Source organism: Prosthecobacter sp. Pr1 (assembly GCF_057652315.1).
This window is the reverse complement of record NZ_JBYFBS010000034.1, coordinates 1-17,972: the sequence shown is the minus strand read 5'-3', so window position 1 is coordinate 17,972 and position 17,972 is coordinate 1. Positions and strand designations below refer to the sequence as shown.

Here is a 17,972-nt window from a genome sequence, read left to right as displayed (position 1 = left end):
CAAGTCTCAATAGCAGGCGCTACTTCTTTGCGGGGGCGGCAGTGGGTGGTGGCGCGGGCTTGGCGGTCGGCGCAGCAGGTTTGACGGCGGGAGCAGGTGTGGCGGAAGTCGCGGCTGCGGGTTTGGGTTTCGCAGAGGGAGCTGGTGCGGACTTGGGCGCAGCAGCGGAAGCTGGCGCAGGCTTGATGGCGGGAGCTGGTGCGGGCTTTGTGACGGCGGGGGCGCTGAGGGTTTCGACGATGCGGCGGTTGAGGAAGGGGTAGCTGGTGATGACGGAGGTGATGAGGGTCTGCATGCGGTGGTTGTCTTTGGCGATGCCGGTCATGAGCTGATCGATGATGATTTCATCGTAGCCTTCAAGCTGGCGGCAGAGGGCGTAGGCGAGGAGTTTTTCGGTGAGGTTGCGGGTGAGGTCGTCTTTGCGGGCGGCGATGATGGTCTTCAGCTCGGCGGGGGTGCTGAAGTGCTTGCCGCCGGGGAGCTCGCCGGCGGCGTCGATGGGGCCGCCGGTGTCGTCCTGGGCGCGCCAGCGGCCGATGGCGTCGAAGTTTTCGAGGCCGAAGCCGATGGGGTCGAGGATCTTGTGGCAGTTGGCGCAGACGACGTTGGTGCGGTGGAGCTCGGTGCGCTGGCGGAGGGTGAGGTTGGCGATTTTCTTTTTGTCCTGCTTTTCCAGCGTGGGGACGTTGGGCGGGGCGGGCGGGACGTGCTGGCCGAGGATTTGCTCGAGCACCCAGACGCCGCGTTTGACGGGGCTGGTGCGATTGGGGAAGGAGGTGACGGCGAGGATGCCGGGCATGCCGAGGATGCCGCCGCGATTGGGGTCGGGGAGTTTGACGCGGCGGAGGTTTGAGCCGGTGATGGCGGGGGGCTGCGGTGAAGCGGCTACTGGGGAGGTTGAAGTTGAGTTAGTCGTGGGTGGGTTCGTTGCCGGGGAGTTTTTAGCAAGGGAATGGGGAGCAAGGGAATGGGGGACTGAAGTAACTGAGGATTTAGCAGAGGAGTTATTGGGCGAGTTAGTTGCCGGGGAGGTGGGAGTTTGGGACTTGGCAGCTGAGTTAGAGGCTGCTGAGTTGGGAGAGGATGAGGATGATTGGCTGTTTGCTTCTGCGGTGTTTTTTGCGCCGAGATTGTAGAGGGCGGCGAGGGACTCGTTGAGGTAGGTGTAGTCGGCGGTGATGAAGGTGGAGACGGGGGCGTTTTCGCGGATGATGCTGGTGAAGAAGAGGCGGGCTTCGTCGTACATGGCCTGACGGAGCGCGGGGGTCATCTGGGGGAATTTGGTGGTGTCGAAGGTTTTGCCGGCGAGATCGGCGAGGCCGAGCCACTGGGCGCCGAAGCCGTCGAAGAGGGCGCGGGAGCGGTCGTCTTTGAGCATGCGGGCGACCTGGGTCTTGAGGACGGCGGGGTCGTGGAGTTTGCCTTGATCGGCAAGGGTGGAGAGCTCGGCATCGGGCATGGTGGCCCAGAGGAGGTAGGAGAGGCGGGAGGCGAGCATCCAGTCATCGAGGGGGAGGATCTCGGGCGCGGGTGGGGGAGTGGGTGAGACGGGGGCGCTGTTTTTAGCAAGGGAATTTGGAGCAATGGAATGGGGAACCGGAGATTGAATGGCTGAGGGGGTGGGTGGCGCGGGGGCGATGGATGAGGGGGAGGTAGAGGAAGAGACGGAGACTGAGGCGGGGGTGATGTAAAGGAACTGGGGGGAGACGAGGGCGGCCTTGAGCATGAGGCGCAGGGCGTCTGCGTGGGGGAGCTTGTTTTGGGTGGCGAGGTCGTAGACTTGCAGGAGGACGTCGAGTTCTGGATCGCTGGCGGGGCGGCGGTAGGCGGCGCGGGCGATTTTTTGGGCGACCTGGCGGGCGGCGGCTTTGAGATCGGTGCCGGGGGCGGGTGGGGTGGTGAGGAGGAGTTGCTGGAGGACCGAGGCAAGCAGGACGTTTGCGCTACGAGAAGCGAAGGCGCGGACGAGGGCCTGCTCCAGCGCGGCATTGGCGATGCCGAGGTACTGCTCCATTTGTAACGGCGAGAGCGTGTTGAGGTAGCCTTCGCCGGGGACTTCGTCGGGGAGTTCTTTGACGATGTCGGGGGAGACGCCGAGGAGGTCGTGCAGGGTGTTGCCGTACTCGGTTTTGGTGAGGCGGCGGATGACGAAGGCGCCGGGGTCCTGGGGGCTGAGGTATTTGAGGCGGCCGACCCAGGCCATGAACTCCTCGCGCTCGGCGTCGGTGGGCTGTTTGTCGGCGTCGTCAGGGGGCATGTCGTGCGCGTTGACGGTGGCGAGGCCCATTTTCCAGCGGCGTGTGTAGGCGGGGTCGGAGGGGTTTCTGAGGGCGGGATGGAAGGTGACGCCGCCCTTCATGCGGCGGTCGCCGTGGCATTCGTAGCAGTAGGTTTTGATGAAGGGGGTGATCTTGTCTTTGAAGGTGCGGCGGACTTCGTCGGCGGGGGTGAGGGCGGCGAGATTTAGCGCGGGGGCTTTGGGTGTGGCGGCGGGGGGGGTTTTAGCAAGGGAATGGGGAGAGGGGACCGGAGGTGGGGTGGGTTTTGTGGGGGCGGCAGGTGAGGCGGGGGCTGCTTTTTCGACAAAGGAATGAGAGGCAGAGGAATGGGGGACAGGAACCGGAGAAGCGGCGGGTTTTGTGGGGGCGGCTGGCGAAGCGGGTGCTTTGGCGATGGCTGGCGCGGAGGGAGTTTTTGCAGAAGCGGAGGGGGCTTTGCCGGGAGCTGGCGGTGTGGCTGCTGCGGGTGCTTTGGCCGCTGGTGTCGCGGGGGCGCTGGGGGTGGCAGGTGCTTGGGCTGGCGCGGGTGTTTGTGCGTGCGCGGTGGGCGCGGGCAGCAGGGCGATGAGGGCGCAGCAGAGGACGGACAGGATGACGCGGAGGTCAGGCCGCTGGGAACGTGGGGGCATCGGGGGATTCTTCAATGGGGGTACCGGAGGTTACGGTGCGCGTGGGGTGGGTCTTGCGCGGAGTCGTTTTGGGCAATGCGCGAGATGGGTGATATCACGGAAGGTTGAAAATGAGTCTGAAGAAGCAGATCTGTTTTCCATGCACAGGATCAGGCCCGGCGCTTCATGCTGGGACGTAGGACGAACGTGGCGACAGCCCGTCCGTCCATGAGCGCAAGGCAGGCGTCTTGAGCCTCCGAGCGTTGGATGAGGCGGCCTTGGGCGTGGCGCAAGCGCTGTGGCGTAGGAGCGTCCTCGCAGTCGGGCGGTTTGGCGGAGGTGGCGCTGGAGCATGGGCAGCGCTGGACGCCAAACACGGCCGACCTACGGCCAGCGCGCTGCGCGGATCGTAGGACGGTCGTGGCGACAGCCCGTCCGTCCATGAGCGCAAGGCAGACGTCTTGAGCCTCCGAGCGTTGGATGAGGCGGCCTTGGGCGTGGCGCAAGCGCTGTGGCGTAGGAGCGTCCTCGCAGTCGGGCGGTTTGGCGGAGGTGGCGCTGGAGCATGGGCAGCGCTGGACGCCAAACACGGCCGACCTACGTTCCAGCAAGCCGCATGCCTTCTCAGGGAACAGACCTGTTTTCAAGTGAGCATGGCATTAGCGCCGCAGTGGCGTATGAAGCAGCGTATACGTATGAAGGAGTGTGTCGGCGGAGCCAGGGGGATTCGCCCCGCATGCGCTTCTCGTGGCGCAGAAGAACATGCATGCTGCATCAAAGTGTGTGGCTGATCTGGGTGGGCTGAGGCACGAGTTCGGGTTGCAAACTCGGCTCGCTCAGCATCCGCCGCTGGGGGTGCGCGGCGGTTTTGTGTCACCGCTACGCGGTTCCACGGGAGGGTGCGGTGGGTGGGGGCGTTTACCGTGGGTTGGCACCCACGGCTACCCTTGTGCCAGCGCTACGCGCTTTCGGAAATGGCCTGCGGGGCAAGCCGCTGGGCATGAGCTTGCATGGTTGCCGTGTTCGTCATTCCTTCGCTTTTGGAAATGGCCTGCGGGCAAAGAGCTGGACGTGAGCTTGCATGGCTCCCGTGCTCGTCATTCGGTCTCGCTTTCGGCGCGCTGTTTTTCGAGGCCGCACCACCCGTTCCAGTAGTGCGGGCAACTTTCCATGCGCAGGATTTCTTCGCTGGTGTGGCCGCTGCGGTGGGGATCGAAGTTCATCGCTTTCATGTGGTCCACGAAGGCGTCGGGGAGGCGGACGTTCCGCTCCACGTAGAGGGCGAGGACTTCGGGCCAGATCCAGACGCCGTCGCTGCGCTCGAGGGAGCTGAGGGGTGGGCCGTCGTAGTTGAGGCGGAATTTGTGATACGAGAGCATGCCGCCGCAGGGGAGGCCGTCTCTGAGATAACGGATGATCTTTTCTCTGTTTTCCACCTGCCACGTGGGATCGATCACCAAGGCGGGGTGGATGGAATAGGAGTCATCGAGATGCTCGGACCAAGACCCCACGGTCATGACTTTTTTGCGCGCAGACATTCGTGCTGCGAGGATGGAGAAAAAAGGGGGGCGGAGTCCAGCGCGGGTTTGGCTGGTTACTAGATGCCAGATCCTGGATACTAGATGCCGCTCCCCTGCCCTGCTGCGGATTCAGGGGGCTTATTGAAGGATCTGCAGGAGCACGCGGCTGACCAGGAGGAGGAGCACGGAGGCGTAGATGACGCCGCAGGCGATGTCTTCTGGCTGCATGGCGCGCCGGGCGGTGCTGGGCGCGGATTCATTGAAGATGAAGGGCGGCATGGGAGATGTCATGGTCGTGGTGGGTGCGGGGTGGATGACGTATCTGGGCCGGAGGGCGAAGGAATCCGTGATGGACAGCCCCAGACTAACCTGCCGCAGCGGGAGTGCCGATGAGTGAAAGGTTTATTTTTTGGGATGCTCGTATTTAGAAGGACGAGGCGAAGACAGGCGGGCCGGAGGGCGAGGGCAGTGAGGCAATGCCCATCGCACTTCCAAGCAGCGGGGTCGCCTGCAGACTGGGCTGGGCAGTGGATGGCTTTGTGATTGGATGGCTGCCCCCCTTCGCATGTGTTCACGGCAGGGCCTCTGTTCACGTCTCCGTGAACAGCGTGGTTTTCGTGAACAGGCCTCATTCCGATCAGGCCCGGCGGGGCTCCATTCCGTAGTGGGAGCGCCGAAATTCTGTCGGCCCGGGGAAGCTCCGCGATGGGTGCGGACAGCGCATTTTCAGCGGAGCTTGATTCCCTGTCGATGAGCCAAGGACGCTCGCCCGGAGCGGACACAATGTCGGCGTCTCATCAGCGGTTTAAACCCGGTGCTTTTCACTCATGACGCCCGATCCTGGCAGACTTCTGGGGCGGTGGGTCGAACAGAGGTTTCTAACTGCTGATGAGACGCTAATACAAACCGTCTGAAGATCCGGATTCTGCATTCCGGATTGGCGTCATGTCCGTGAAGTGTGGGGGATGTCTGAGATGAGGACGAGGCAGCTTGCGAAAGCGCTGGCCGACGGGCATGAACCGTAGCGAAGCGAAGATAGCCTGCCGCAGGCTGCCCGGAGGGCGAACGCCGTGAGGCAATGCCCATCGTACTTCCAAGCATCGGGGTCAGTCTTTGACTTTGAGCTCTGCGGCGGTGAGCCGGGGCAGGACGAGGGTGCCGGTGGTGGTCCAGTCCTGCTTGGGGAGATCGATGGCGAAGCTGAGCGTGCCGGTGTGCTGGGCGGTGCCGGAGACGAGGGTGCCGGTGCACTGCTGCGGGGTGCAGCGGACGTTGCGGAGCTGGAGGGCGGCGCCGGCGGCATCGAGCCCGGCTTTTTGGAAGAGCACCAGCATCTGCTCGCCCAGCGCGGTGAAGTCGCCGGTGATGGAGCTGCGGTCTGCGAGGCGCAGGATGAGGAGGGAGAAATTGGCCCGGTCCGTCTGGATGGCGAGCGCGAGGTAGGATTCATCATCGCTCCACTGCGGCGTGCAGCGGCCCTCCGGGGCGGTGATGACGAAGGGTGGTCGGCCCTTCTCCTCCAGCACCAGGCTCTGCGTGGCTTCCTTTTCCTCCCCTGCCCTTTCCGCGACCGACGCGTCCAGATTGATGGCACCGGGCAGAGGCGAGGAATCGCCCAGGCGCAGGTGAAGCTTGCCGCTGGGGGAGGTTAGTGGGGTAGTTGCGGGCGCGGGTGGGGTGTCGGACTCTGCTGCGGCGGCGAGGGGGAGGGCTAGGGCGAGGAGGATGGTGGCTAGAGTCGCTTTCATGGCGATCAAGCGGCGACCAACTGCGGCGCGGTTTGCGGGCGTGCCTCCATTCGGACGTAGCGCTTGAAGAGTTCCTTCGTGAGGTTCTCTGTGTCGGTGGTGAGCAGGGTTCTCACCTCGCCGAAGCGCAAGGTGGATTCCCGGGGGCGCACGGCTTCCTGAAAGGCGAACTGGCAGGTCTTGGGATCGCGAATCATGGCCTTCACGCGCTGCATTTCCTGCTCCATGGCGGCGGCTGCGGCGGCAAAGGCTTGTTCGTTCTGATCGGGAAAAAGCGCCTTCATGCGGGTGGTCATCTTTTCCTCCATGATGAAGTCAAACCAGCAGGGCTGCAGGCAGTTCACCACGACGCCCACGTTCACAAACTCCCCCGTCTCCGGGTAGGGCAGGAAGCGAAGCACAGCGTAGTTGCAGGCGGCTTGGGGTGGGTTCATGGCAGTTTCCAAAAGGTGTCCGGCTCCGTGAAGGGCAGACTCAGCACGGAGGATACATGATTTATGTCCAGTTGCACGGGCAGAGTGTCGTCTCCGTCCAGATGCAGCCATTCAGGAGGGAGTTCACTAAAGAGTTCCGGCAGTCGTTCGAGTGCCGCATGCAGACGTGGCTCCATGCGTTCGCGAAAGCCCTCGGGCCACTGCTTGAGCATGCCTCCGAAGACGTGTGCATCAAAGAACCCTGAGCGGTCAAACTGATCGTCAAAGGCCAGATTGAAATCGTAGGCCCAGAGCATTTCGCGTCTGGGTATGTCTTTCCAGAGCGCGCCTTCTTCGTCCCAGTCTGGCAGTGGAGGAATCTGGGTGACCATGAGGTTCGGATTGCCGCCCTGCGCGGACAGGCTGCGGTCTTCATTCTGAATCCACAGGTCCAGCAGCAGCAGCGCGGCCATGGTCTCGTCCGGCCATCCTTGTGCGGAAGACCACGAAAGTTCCTGAGCACCTTCCATCCGCGATGAGGCAAACACTTTGCCTGCACCGAGATCACGGATGTCTCTGCGTGCGCTGCCCTGGATTAAAGCTTTTGACACTTCGGCTATCTGGATGACTGGCACGCCAATGGGCGAAGCTCCTCCGGGCAACCCGGAAAAAATGTCATTAGCCAGCCATCCGGCCACCCATTCGCAACAGAGCGAGCGCTGCCCCGCGTAGGAACCTTTGACATAGCAGGTGTTCCAGTGATTCACTTGGCAGATAAAGGGCTTCGTCATTCCCTGCTCTGAGCGGCCCAGGACTTCGGTGATGGTGGCTGTAGGGTTCATAGGGTCACGCAGACCAATGCATGCACGCCGGGGCGTTTGGCAGGGTAGGCAGCTCATAAAGACATCGCAATGAATTCACGCCTTCATTTTCAAATTGCCTATCACTCGTTCACGTAATGGACTCTGTTCACGTCGACGCAGTTTTAGGAAACGGCCAGAAATGGGGCCTTGCACATGTTCACGTAATACCCCATGTTCACGTATACGTGAACACCGTCGTTTCCATGAACATACCACATCCCTCCCGGGCGCTGGAGCGCCGCCTGGAAGGGAAGCTGCGGGAGTTGCTGGGTTCCGTGGACTGGCTGCCGGACGTTTCAGTGGTCGCGGCCAGTCAGGATGCAGGCTTTGATCTGCAGGCCATGCTGCCGCTGCCCACCGGGGGCCGGGCGGCGCTGTGCGTGGAGTGCAAGCAGGAGATGCGCCCCAGCACTTTTCCAATGCTGGTCCAGCGGGAGTTCAAGCCTGCTGGCAGGCCCAAGGTGATCGTGCCCGTGCTGGCTCTGCCATGGGTTTCCCCGCGTGTGGCGGATCTCTGTGCGGAGCATGGCTGGAGCTGGTATGATCTGGCAGGCAACTGCCGCCTGGATGTGCCCGGAGTGCTCCGGATTGAACGCACCGGGAACGCACCGGTGCATGCGGTGCCGCGCCCGGTGGCGAATCTGGGGACGAAGGAGGCGGCGCGTGTGATGCGTGCTTTGCTCTTTGACCCTGAGCGAATCGGACTACCTTGGACGCAGCGTACTTTGTCAGAAACACGCTTTCCGTTCGAAGAAAGCGATGAAAGCGTAGCAAGCCTGGGCTTGGTGAATAAAATGGTGCGACACCTGACGGATGAAGGACTCATTGAGCCACTACCTAAGGGCGGATTTAAGGTGACGGAGCCGTTGAAACTGCTGTTTGCATGGCGGGATGCGTACCGTTTTGAGCAGCACGTGCGGTATGATTACTTCACCCTTTTGCAAGGAAGGCAGCTGAGTGAATCGATCATCAAACTGTCCAACTTCCACACAGAAGCAGAATATGCGGCATTCTCCGCAGCGGATTTTCAGGCACCCCATGTGCGCCAGCCGAAGACATGGCTTTATGTAGCCTCGAAGGCACTGGATCGTTTTGCCCAGGTGGCGCAGGCAAAGCCGGTGAACTCAGGTGGAAATCTCGTTGTTTTGGTGCCTTCAGATGATGGTGTCTTTTATAGAAAGGAATACCCGGTCAATAACGAGCAGCGTCCGGCATGCACCAATGCCGTGCAAACCTATGTGGATCTCTGGCACTGCGGCGGGCGTGGGCAGGAAGCGGCTGAGGCGCTGCTGGAACAAAAAATCAAACCTGTGTGGAGAGCCGCTGGACTGAAAATATGACCCCTGAACCGCGGCAACGTGATGACTACGGCGCACGGCAGATCAAGGCCGCGCATCGGGTGCTGGTGGATCTGGGGCAGGTGCTGGCCTCCTTTAAGGACAGCCTTGTGATCGTGGGCGGGTGGACGCCGGATCTGCTGCTGCCGAAGGCGGATGAGCCGCACATCGGGAGCATCGATGTGGATCTGGCGCTGGATGCGGCCAAGCTGGGCGCGGGCCAGAATGCCGAACTGATTAAGCTGCTGCTGGACACGAAACGCTACAAGCCGGGAGCCAAGGATTTTCAGCTCCAGGTGGAGGTGGATTTGGAAGATGGTGAAAGCCCGGTGATCGTGGAAGTGGACTTTCTGGCGGCGCAGGATGTGAAGCTGAGGAAGAACAAGCCAAAGCTGCTGGAGGGCTTTCGCGTGCTGAAGGCCGAGGGCTGCAACGTGGCCTTTCATGCGCCGGTGAACATTGCCATCCCGGGCGAGAATGTGCGCGGCAGCCAGAACACCGTGCACATGCGCGTGGTGTCGCTGGCGGATTTCGTACTGATGAAGGCCCATGCCATCGGTGGGCGCGACAAACCGAAGGACGTCTATGATTTATGCTACACGCTGGCCGAGTATCCCGGCGGTTTGGCGGCGCTCGCGGCGGACTGGAACGAGCGCCTCACGCAGAAGGATGTGGCGAAGGCCATCGCGATTTTGGAAGAGAAATTTCCAACGGTGAAAGCCTTTGGTCCGCAGCAGCTGGTGGAGTTTCACGACTCTACCAGCGATGAAGAGCGGGCCATGCAGGCCCGTCAGGCGTTTGAGCTGGTGCAGGGATTGCTGAAGTTGCTGATGAGAGGATAAGCGGCCTCCCGCTCACGGATTCCCTGCGCCTTGGGACGGCTGCGCCGTGCTTGGCGGCGGCGTATTGCCAGCGGCTTTGTAGGCGGCGAGTTTTTTGCGGTATTCGAGGGCGCCTTCGGGGCTGATGGCGCAGATGGGTTCGGGGCCGACGTCGGTGGTGATGACGTAGACGCTGATAATCTTGCCGGAGGTCAGGGGGACGCTGGAGGGGAGGATGCGGAGGGTGGGGCCGAGGGCGAAGGGTTTGCCGGGGGTGGCTTGCTCGGCGTATTCGGGCCTGCCCTGCGGGGTGAGTTTGACGCGGTCGCTCCGGCCGGTGCGGGAGGGGATCATGACGGGGAGTTTGTCGGTGGCGAGGACGTCGATGAGGAGGGCGTCTTCGGTGTGCTGGACGCGGCTGATGTAGCAGCGGTGGGGCTGGCTGCGGATGCGCTGGAGCTCCTGGGCATCGGCCTCCTCCTGCTGGCGGATGGCGGCGGCTTTGGCTTTTTGATCGGCCTCGGTGATGATGGCCTGGGCGCGCTGGTTCTGCTTGTCCTTGAGGATTTGGACTTCGTTTTTGGGGTCGTAGCCGAAGAGGGTCTGGAGATCGGGCGGGAGCTCGGCGAGGGGGACGGTGGAGATGCCGTTGGCATGGCTGAAGCGGACTTCGTGGGCGTCAAACCGGGAGACTTTGACGTCGGTGTAGGTGACGCCTTTGGTGGTGGTGAGGGTGGGAAAGGCGAGCGGCTCGGCGTGCAGGCTGAGGGAGAGGCCAAAGCCGAGGATGAGGGTGAAGCTGAGCACGAGGAGGGTGCTGGAGACGCTGCGCTGGCGGGGGCTGCGAATGCGGCGAGGGCGCTGCTGCATGGGCTGGGGGGTGGCGGGCGACATGGGTGGAATGGCGGGTGTGTGTGCGCCGCGCGCTTAATGAAGATTCGCGACGGGTGGGGGTGGCGCAAGGGGGAGTTTGTGGCGGCGTGAGTGGTGGAGTGCGAGGCGGTGCAGATGGACAGGATTCACAGGATGGCAGAATTTCAGGATGACTGCAGGGGGGGGACCGAGTGTGGCGGGGTGGACGAACGAAGTGAGCCCGGAGGGGGAGCGCAGCGAATCAATGGTGGAGTGATGGAGACGTTCGATTTTGCCGCAGAGGGGCGGAGAGTGGGTGGCTGTTGGCTGCGAGTGGGGTGTGGATTTCGGGTGTCTCGGGGTGGGCGTGGGGTGGTGGGGCGAAGAAGGATTGGGGGCTGCCGCTTTCGGGTATTTTCTGGTAGGCGGGTGTCGCCGAGAACGTCGAAAGCGGTAGCTGCGTTCGTTCCTCACTCCGCGACCGCAGTCCATATCAGAGGCGTGAGCTGGCAGCGCGAATTTGGAACCGGAGCGAAGCGGAGATAGCCGAAGGCAAACAGACGACTGAAAGGAGCCCGAAGGGTGAGCGAAGCGAATCAATCAATGCGGTCGCGCAGATGCACGGCGCAAGCCTGCATCGGAGCTGCCGCTTTCGAACGTCTCGTGGTGGGCGTGGGGTGATGAGGCTTGCGAAGATTCACCGGCTGCCGCTTTCGGGTATTTGCTGGTAGGCGGGAGCCACCGAGGGCGGCGAAAGCGGTGGCTGCGTTCGTTCCTCACTCCGCGACCGCAGTCCATATGGGAGGTGCGGGCATCGCGTGTGGATTTGGAAAAGGAGCGAAGCGCAGTCTCTATGAGGGCCGCTTGGGCCTGATCCCAGAGGCAGGGTTTCACCCCATGGCGGTGTGGGTGGGTGTTCCTCTACGCTGAGGTCATGTGCGCGGGTGGTGGGTGTGAATAAAAAACATCCACTTCGCGTTCAACATGCGAACCTCAAGGTGTGGGACGCTTGCTGTGCTGTCCTGCTCGATTCTTTCTCCCCTCCAACCCTTTGCCTTTTTACCCTGCCATGAAACGTTCTTTGATTCTCTTGTTTACGGTGCTGCTGGCGGCGGTGGCTCCGATGGCGCCGGTGTCGGCGCGGGCGCAGTCGGGCGGTGATGCGCTGCCGATCGAGTTTATGTACGATGCGCTGAGCCCCTACGGGGACTGGATTTACACGCCCACCTACGGGTATGTGTGGCAGCCGCTGGCCTCCCAGCAGCCGGGCTGGGCGCCGTATGCAGACGGGAGCTGGGCCTTTACGGATGCGGGCTGGACGTGGATCTCAAACGAGGATTTCGGCTGGCTGACGTATCACTACGGGCGCTGGATCATCCTGGGGCAGAGCTGGATGTGGGTGCCGGGCAGCCAGTGGGCGCCGGCGTGGGTTTCGTGGCGGCAGTCGCAGGGGCAGATCGGCTGGGCGCCGCTGCCACCGGAGGCGCTGTGGTCGCAAAACGTGGGCTTTGGCGGGTGGACGGACAGCTACTACGATGTGGGGCCGTCTTACTACAACTTTGTGCCGGTGGGGATGTTTGCCAGCAGTGGATCGATGCTGACCTTCATCCTGAATCGCAGCCTGAACTACACGTATTACGATCAGTCGGTGAACGTGACGCACACGGTCTACCAGCAGAACGTGCTGAACAACATCTACGTGGGCGGGCCGGACCCGCAGCGGATCAATGGCTTTGGCGGGAATCAGGTGCGGCGCTTCACGCTGCGGCATGATGATGAGGGCTTTCGCCGGAACTGGGTGGACCGCCAGGGAGACGGGCCGCAGCGTGGCGCGGGCGGGCCGTGGCGCATTGATCGGGATCGCGGCCAGCTGGTGGTGGCGGCACCGAATTTCCGCAGAGATCCCTCCTCCCATGCGCTGCCTTCGCGGGTGCGCGAGATGATGGAAAAGCCGGTGACGGATCGCGGCTGGCACGGTGGTGGCGATGCGCAGGGCCTGCAGCGGCTGCGCCAAAAGCAGCGCGATGACCTGGAGCGCACGCGTCCGGCCATCCTGCCGGAGAAACGGGTGGAGCCTGCCACCAGCACGAGGCCGCCGCCTGCCACGGGCCGCGTGCTGAATCCTGAAGAGCGCCGCGGCCGCGGTGGCAATGCGGGCGAGACGATGCCGCCGAATGCGGACAAACGCCCCAAGAATGACGAGGAGCGCCAGCCCATGACGCCGAAGAATCCCCTGCCCTCTGGCGGACCTCCCGGTGTGCCACCACGCACCAAGCCTGCGCCCACGGTGCCCGGAGCTGGCACGGTGCCGCCTGCCGGCCGGCCACGCAATACGGACCGCCCGGACAATGATCTGCCTCCTGGCCAGCGCCCCGGCATGAAGCCCGGCCAGCCGCAGGATGGGACGCCGAAAGGCCGCCCAGGCATGAAGCCAGGCCTGCCCGACGAAACGCCGAAGGACCGCCCGGGCATGCGGCCAGGACAGCCTCAGGGTGAGCGCCCTTTGATTCCACCGGGCAAGCCGCAGGAGGATTCGCCAAAGCAGCGCCCGGGCATGCGGCCCGGCATGCCGCAGGGCGAGCGGCCCGTGATTCCACCGGGCAAGCCGCAGGATGATACGCCGAAGCAACGCCCCGGCATGAGGCCGGACGAGACTCCGGGCCGCAGGCCGGGTGAAAGAAACTCCCCTGCCCCCGATGGCGCTGGACGGGGTGGCAGGCCGGGCATCATTCCGCAGGTGCCGCAAACGCCGCAGGCGCCAGTGGTGCCGAAGCGTCGCGAGCCGCAGTCTCCGCCTCCGGGCGCAGTGCCGATGCCGGGAGGCCCGCCCGGTGCTGGCGTGCAGCCGGGCTTTCCGGGGCGTCGCCCAGGGCAGCCGGGGAATGCACAGCCGCCCCAGCAGCGCCCGCAGCAGCCGCCTTCCATGCCGGTAGTGCCACCGCAGGGCCGGCCGGTGCCGATGCCCACACCGCAGCAGCCTCCGCAGCAGCGTCCGGTGCAACCACCTCCCCAGCAGCGCCAGCCGCAGCAGCCGCCACCCATGCGTGTGCAGCCGCAGCCCCGCCCTCAGCAGGCTCCTGCCGCACCCGGAGCGCCTGGTGCGCCGCAGGAGCGGGAGGGCCGGAGAGGGCGGTAGATCTGCGAGCGTGTGATCACGCCGCGTGAGTTCGGTGCCGCCCTGAGTCGGGCGGTTTGGCGGAGAACGCGCCTGAGCGTTGCGGCGCACATCTCGCCAAACACACCCAACAACCTACGATGAAGCGCCGCCTCAGTCGTACGATGGGTGTGGCGACAGCCCGCCCGTCCATCAGCGTACGGCAAAGCTACAAGGCGTACGAACGTCCTCGCAGTCGGACGGTTTGGCGGAGGGAGTTGTGGAGTGAAGAAGCGGTTGCGGCGCCAAACACATCCAACCTACGGCCGGAGCGCCACGCCAGCTACCCGTGCCCAAAACCAGACCCGTTTTCTCAATGTCGCGTGGTATCGATCAAGCCACGAAAGGACAAGCTGTGCCTCACTGCGCGACCGCAGTCCATAGGGGATGCGCGCTCAGCGTGAAGTGACTTTTACAAACTACGATGTCAGCCCGACAGTGGCTCCGCCCTCACGGGGATGCGTGCCCTGTGGCGAGGACTCCGAGCGTCTGCAGATAACTCCGGAGCGCTGCGGTGTCATCGGCGCGGCGCACGCGCAGGCACTGCCCTTCAGGGGTGTCGGAGCAGAACAGGCAGGGGACATCGAAAGCCTGCCGAAGCGCGGCGCTTTCTTCGTGGGAGAGCCAGCGGGAGAGCGGGATGGAAGAACTGCCCGCCTTGAGCAGCCACGGTGCGGACATCAGGCAGAGGAAAACCACGGCAATCGTGATCCCCTGCCGCCAGCGGGACAGGCGAGTGCCGTGGAGGAGCACAGGTGTGAAGAGGGCAGCCGCCAGCATGAACAGGGGGCTGAGTTTGACGAGCCCCGCGCCTGCGATGTGCAGGGCTGCCGCTTGATCGCCGTAGATGGCTGCGGCGTCGCAGGCGGGCATCAGCAGAAACAGCGGCAGCACGAAATCCCCCGCCTGCCAGGGAGAGGACTCCGGTGCGGGTGCTGGGGCTGGATCTGCCATGGCACAAAGCTACCCGCAGGTCTGGCAGTCGCAAATGAGGATGGAGTCGGATTTCAAAGTTTTGCCAGAGATCACCGCGACGGGCTGCGGCCTCGTCAGGAGGGTGTTTGCGTGAGCGCCGGGGGCCGTGGATGGCATCCATGTTTCGCGTCGTCATTTTGTCAAGAATTTGCACACTGACCCCGTTTTGAGGATTGCGGCGGCGCAAAATGGGGTCAGTGTGCAAATACTTGACAGATTTGATCTGCGCTCATTGCGGTCTGTTTCCAGAGTTTTTTTTGCACGTCTCTGGGGTTCTTGAGGAGCTCGTGGCCGGGGATTTAACCGTGGCCTATTTTGTCAAGTTTTTGCACACTGACCCCCTTTTGGGTTCGGGGCCGGGCGCGTTTTTGGCGGCTAGGCGGGGCGGGTGCGGGGGCCGTTGAGGAGGCGGCCGAGCCAGGTGGGGCGGACGGCGCGGTCGTAGAGGATGAGGAGGACGGTGAGGGTGATGACCACGTTGAGGGTGAACTTGAGCCCGCAGTGGATGTCCCACGGGAGCATGACTTTCTGCAGCCAGAGGACGAGGGGGTAGTGGGCGAGGTAGAGCCAGTAGGAGGCGTCTGCGAGGTAGCGGACGCGGGGGCTGTGGGCGCCTGCATGGCGCAGGAACCAGCCGGTGACGGCGAGGGCCGCCGCCCAGGCGTAGAGCGCGGAGGCGGCGATGATGAGGGCTTTGAGCCAGAGCGGGTGCGCCTGGCCGGGCGTGGTCCAGACGCTGTGGCCGATGCCGAAGACGGGAAAGCTGAGGAGGGCGATGAGGAGGTAGCTCTTGCAGCTGCGCGCGAGTTCCGGCAGGCGGTGGGCGCGGCGGTGGAGCCACCAGCCGAGGAGGAAGAAGCTGCCGTAGTAGAGGATGGCGCGGAGCGGCGGGGTGAGATCCGCCCCTTTGTCATGCACGAGGCCGACATCGTGGTGCGCCCACATGAGGAGCATGCTGAGGGGGACGAGCGCGAGGATGCGCGCGGGGCGGGCGAGGAGCCAGTCGAAGCCGGCATCCAGCGCGCGGAGGCTGCGTGTGAAGGGTGCGCGAAGGCCGAGCCAGAGGATGAGGCTGGCGGCGGCGCAGTGGAGCAGGAGGATCTCCAGAAACCACAGGTGACCGGGCCGGGTGAAGAGGCCGGGCCAGTGGCCGTCTGCGAGGGGGAGCTGCTGCGTGGCCCACAGGCTGATCCAGCTGGAGAGCGGCACAATGGTGAGCATGCCGAGGAGAAAGGGCAGGCCGATGCGCTGGGCGCGCTGCCGGATGAAGCCCTGCAGCCCGGACCGCCCCCACAGGAAGCACGAAAAGAAGCCGGCGAGGAGGAAGAAGAGATGACTGCGAAAGCCGCCGATGATGCCGACCATCAGGGTGAGACCAAAGCTGCGGCTGGCATCGGCCATGGGCCAGGTATTCGCGAAGCTGACGTAAGCCAATGCGGCATGCTGGGTGATGACGGTGAGCATGACGACGGCACGCAGATTGTCCAAGGCATGGAGTCGATGAGCGGTCGGGGCGGCGTGGGGGGCGGAAGGTTCTGGGGGAGGCAAAAGGGCGGGCGGGGGTGCGGGGCGCGTTTGGGGGGGAGAGACGTGAAGTGTAATCTGCGTGCGGGGCGATGTCGAGGCTGCGGGAAAAATGGGAGGCGATGTCTGACAAAGGGTGGCTGGGACAGGGGCATCGGCCGATGGAGGCGGCCGGCTGTGCGCTGCTAACCGAGAACTGAGGACAGATCACGAAGATCCCCTTGCGGCACCCGTTTGTGCCCCCCCCTGCATCTGTGGGGGTTTTCGGGCTTGGGGAGGTGGTGGACGGGTGAGGCCTCATGAAATCCACACTCTTATCTGTCGTTCTTTTTGCCTCCGCACTGCCCGCCGGCGCGGAACTCATCATCACGTATGCGGAGAATCCGGAGTCGAATCTCTCGTCGCTGGCCAACACGAATGTCTTCACCTTTAACGATCTTTCGACAGGGGTGGACAAGAAGGTGAAGTGGAAGGGGGTGGGAACGTTCAACCAGCTCTATGTGAAGGCCACGGACATGTACGGCGGCGCGGTGGACGCGGCGAATCCGAAGGGATCGCTGTATTCGCTGCAGGGCGCGGGCACGGAGGTGCTGAGCAGCACGCTGACGCTGGACAAGAGCTCGTCCTACTTTGGCATGTGGTGGTCTGCGGGAGATCCGAACAACAAGCTGGAGTTTTACAACGGATCGAAGCTGGTGGGCGCTTTCACCACCGCGAGCCTGATGGAGCAGCTGCCGGACACCTACTTTGGCAATCCGAAGGACAGGTCGCTGGACAGCTACGAGGCTTTTGGCTTCATCAATTTCTTTGGCGACCCGAACACGACGTGGAACAAGATCGTGCTGAGCAACAACAACTCGTCGGGCTTTGAATCGGACAACTACACGACGCGTGTGGCGGCCTGGGATCCTCTGGTGGACGGCGTGCTGCCGGGCATGCCGGTGGCGCTGGTAAGCGGCACGACGACGAAAGCGGTGACGAAGGAATCGCTGGCGGGCACGCAGTGGAGCCTGGGGAAATCGCCTGTGGGCGCGGCCCCGGGTGCACCGGCTCCTCCGGTGACGCTGCTGGCAGCCTTTGCCGGTGTGCTGGGCCTGCGCCAGGTGCGCACGCGTCTGCGCAAGGCGGTGTGAGCGGGTGATTGAGTGAGGAAAGCGGCTGCGGACAGCAGTTGGCGGCGTGAACTGGCGTGGCAGGTGCCTTCGGGTGCCTGCCACGTTGTATTTGGATCTGCTATGGCGGTGGGCGGGTTGTTTATGGATCCTTGCGCAATCGGCGGACAAGAAGAGCGTTCCTTGTGGAAGTGAAATCGGTGCCTGAACGCGGCAAGCTTGCGGCGCAGCTCATTGCAGACGCTGCTGGCAGGCTTGATGTGTGGCGGAGTGCTGGGTTTGCTTCCCGGTTCTGATGCCGGGCCCCAGGGGAGCACTCGCTAACGCTCGGCACCCCTGGGCTGTATGACGGAAGGCCGTTGGCCTTCAAGGCAGGGATGTCAGTCTTTGATGCAAGTCTCCATCGGTGGTGGAGTGCGTGGGGGCGGGTGGTGAAGCAGCGGCAGGGTGGGCATGAGGTGCCTGGGGAGTGCGGGGCGAGTTCATGCGGCGGGGCTTCCCAGAGCCGTTTAAAAAACGGCGCTCCCAGTACAGAAATGCCGCTCCGCGCTGCGAGCAGCTCTTGGCCGGGAAGCTTTTTGCTGGGAGCGCCGATGTTTCATCGGCTCTGGGCGGGCGTCCTTGTGCTCTCAAGAGGGAATGAGGCTCACTGGAGAGTGCGGGACGTGCTCTTGCGGCGGGGCTTTCCAGAGCCGTTTAAAAAACGGCGCTCCCAGTACGGACGGCTGCGCCGCTCTGCGTGTCGCTCTTGGCTGGGAAGCTTTTT

Annotated in this window: 13 protein-coding genes; 4 read left to right on the top strand and 9 right to left on the bottom strand. The window is 63.6% G+C overall.

Translation table 11 applies throughout. The features are described from left to right. Positions 1–19: 19 nt before the first annotated feature. The 6 genes from AC24GY_RS28690 to AC24GY_RS28665 form a co-directional block, all read right to left on the bottom strand. A complete protein-coding gene (locus tag AC24GY_RS28690) occupies positions 20–2,908 on the bottom strand; it encodes a DUF1592 domain-containing protein (RefSeq protein WP_487690127.1) in 2,889 nt (962 codons plus the stop codon). A 1,076-nt stretch (positions 2,909–3,984) separates the two neighbouring features. After that, on the bottom strand, positions 3,985–4,425 hold the full coding sequence (locus AC24GY_RS28685; RefSeq protein WP_487690125.1) for a hypothetical protein: 441 nt from the start codon (positions 4,423–4,425) through the stop codon (positions 3,985–3,987). 120 nt (positions 4,426–4,545) lie between these two features. Further along, on the bottom strand, positions 4,546–4,686 hold the full coding sequence (locus AC24GY_RS28680) for a hypothetical protein (protein ID WP_487690122.1): 141 nt from the start codon (positions 4,684–4,686) through the stop codon (positions 4,546–4,548). Between the two features lie 827 nt (positions 4,687–5,513). Then, positions 5,514–6,155 (bottom strand): hypothetical protein, encoded by a 642-nt coding sequence (locus AC24GY_RS28675; protein ID WP_487690119.1) that lies wholly within the window; start codon positions 6,153–6,155, stop codon positions 5,514–5,516. 5 nt (positions 6,156–6,160) lie between these two features. Beyond that, positions 6,161–6,589: a DUF3037 domain-containing protein gene (locus AC24GY_RS28670; RefSeq protein WP_487690116.1), complete on the bottom strand. Its 429-nt coding sequence runs from the start codon at positions 6,587–6,589 to the stop codon at positions 6,161–6,163. Then, positions 6,586–7,410: a HipA family kinase gene (locus tag AC24GY_RS28665; protein ID WP_487690113.1), complete on the bottom strand. Its 825-nt coding sequence runs from the start codon at positions 7,408–7,410 to the stop codon at positions 6,586–6,588. Before AC24GY_RS28665 ends, AC24GY_RS28670 begins: the two co-directional genes overlap by 4 nt. A gap of 224 nt (positions 7,411–7,634) precedes the next feature. Between AC24GY_RS28665 and AC24GY_RS28660 the strand changes: the two genes are divergently transcribed. Both AC24GY_RS28660 and AC24GY_RS28655 read left to right on the top strand, forming a co-directional pair. Next, positions 7,635–8,771 carry a type IV toxin-antitoxin system AbiEi family antitoxin gene (locus AC24GY_RS28660; RefSeq protein WP_487690110.1) on the top strand — a complete coding sequence of 379 codons (1,137 nt, stop codon included), beginning with the start codon at positions 7,635–7,637 and terminating at the stop codon, positions 8,769–8,771. Beyond that, positions 8,768–9,610 carry a nucleotidyl transferase AbiEii/AbiGii toxin family protein gene (locus tag AC24GY_RS28655; RefSeq protein ID WP_487690108.1) on the top strand — a complete coding sequence of 281 codons (843 nt, stop codon included), beginning with the start codon at positions 8,768–8,770 and terminating at the stop codon, positions 9,608–9,610. The genes AC24GY_RS28660 and AC24GY_RS28655 overlap by 4 nt, the downstream gene beginning before the upstream one ends. 12 nt (positions 9,611–9,622) lie before the next feature. On the opposite strand, the gene AC24GY_RS28650 is transcribed toward AC24GY_RS28655, so the two are convergent. After that, positions 9,623–10,483: a hypothetical protein gene (locus AC24GY_RS28650; protein ID WP_487690106.1), complete on the bottom strand. Its 861-nt coding sequence runs from the start codon at positions 10,481–10,483 to the stop codon at positions 9,623–9,625. A gap of 1,027 nt (positions 10,484–11,510) precedes the next feature. Here AC24GY_RS28650 and AC24GY_RS28645 point away from each other — a divergent pair. After that, positions 11,511–13,577 (top strand): DUF6600 domain-containing protein, encoded by a 2,067-nt coding sequence (locus tag AC24GY_RS28645; RefSeq protein WP_487690104.1) that lies wholly within the window; start codon positions 11,511–11,513, stop codon positions 13,575–13,577. Between the two features lie 468 nt (positions 13,578–14,045). Here AC24GY_RS28645 and AC24GY_RS28640 read toward each other — a convergent pair whose 3' ends face one another. Together AC24GY_RS28640 and AC24GY_RS28635 are read right to left on the bottom strand one after the other, a co-directional pair. Next, positions 14,046–14,549 (bottom strand): hypothetical protein, encoded by a 504-nt coding sequence (locus tag AC24GY_RS28640; protein ID WP_487690101.1) that lies wholly within the window; start codon positions 14,547–14,549, stop codon positions 14,046–14,048. A gap of 396 nt (positions 14,550–14,945) precedes the next feature. Further along, positions 14,946–16,058, bottom strand: a complete 1,113-nt coding sequence (locus tag AC24GY_RS28635; protein WP_487690099.1) for an acyltransferase family protein — start codon at positions 16,056–16,058, stop codon at positions 14,946–14,948. 335 nt (positions 16,059–16,393) lie between these two features. Here AC24GY_RS28635 and AC24GY_RS28630 point away from each other — a divergent pair, with 335 nt between their 5' ends. Continuing rightward, a complete protein-coding gene (locus tag AC24GY_RS28630; protein ID WP_487690096.1) occupies positions 16,394–17,227 on the top strand; it encodes an Npun_F0296 family exosortase-dependent surface protein in 834 nt (277 codons plus the stop codon). Positions 17,228–17,972 lie beyond the last annotated feature (745 nt).

Coding starts and splice junctions, on each gene's coding strand:
- AC24GY_RS28690 (WP_487690127.1), bottom strand. CDS start 2,908: ATGCCCCCACGTTCCCAGCGGCCTGACCTCCGCGTCATCCTGTCCGTC.
- AC24GY_RS28685 (WP_487690125.1), bottom strand. CDS start 4,425: ATGTCTGCGCGCAAAAAAGTCATGACCGTGGGGTCTTGGTCCGAGCAT.
- AC24GY_RS28680 (WP_487690122.1), bottom strand. CDS start 4,686: ATGCCGCCCTTCATCTTCAATGAATCCGCGCCCAGCACCGCCCGGCGC.
- AC24GY_RS28675 (WP_487690119.1), bottom strand. CDS start 6,155: ATGAAAGCGACTCTAGCCACCATCCTCCTCGCCCTAGCCCTCCCCCTC.
- AC24GY_RS28670 (WP_487690116.1), bottom strand. CDS start 6,589: ATGAACCCACCCCAAGCCGCCTGCAACTACGCTGTGCTTCGCTTCCTG.
- AC24GY_RS28665 (WP_487690113.1), bottom strand. CDS start 7,410: ATGAACCCTACAGCCACCATCACCGAAGTCCTGGGCCGCTCAGAGCAG.
- AC24GY_RS28660 (WP_487690110.1), top strand. CDS start 7,635: ATGAACATACCACATCCCTCCCGGGCGCTGGAGCGCCGCCTGGAAGGG.
- AC24GY_RS28655 (WP_487690108.1), top strand. CDS start 8,768: ATGACCCCTGAACCGCGGCAACGTGATGACTACGGCGCACGGCAGATC.
- AC24GY_RS28650 (WP_487690106.1), bottom strand. CDS start 10,483: ATGTCGCCCGCCACCCCCCAGCCCATGCAGCAGCGCCCTCGCCGCATT.
- AC24GY_RS28645 (WP_487690104.1), top strand. CDS start 11,511: ATGAAACGTTCTTTGATTCTCTTGTTTACGGTGCTGCTGGCGGCGGTG.
- AC24GY_RS28640 (WP_487690101.1), bottom strand. CDS start 14,549: ATGGCAGATCCAGCCCCAGCACCCGCACCGGAGTCCTCTCCCTGGCAG.
- AC24GY_RS28630 (WP_487690096.1), top strand. CDS start 16,394: ATGAAATCCACACTCTTATCTGTCGTTCTTTTTGCCTCCGCACTGCCC.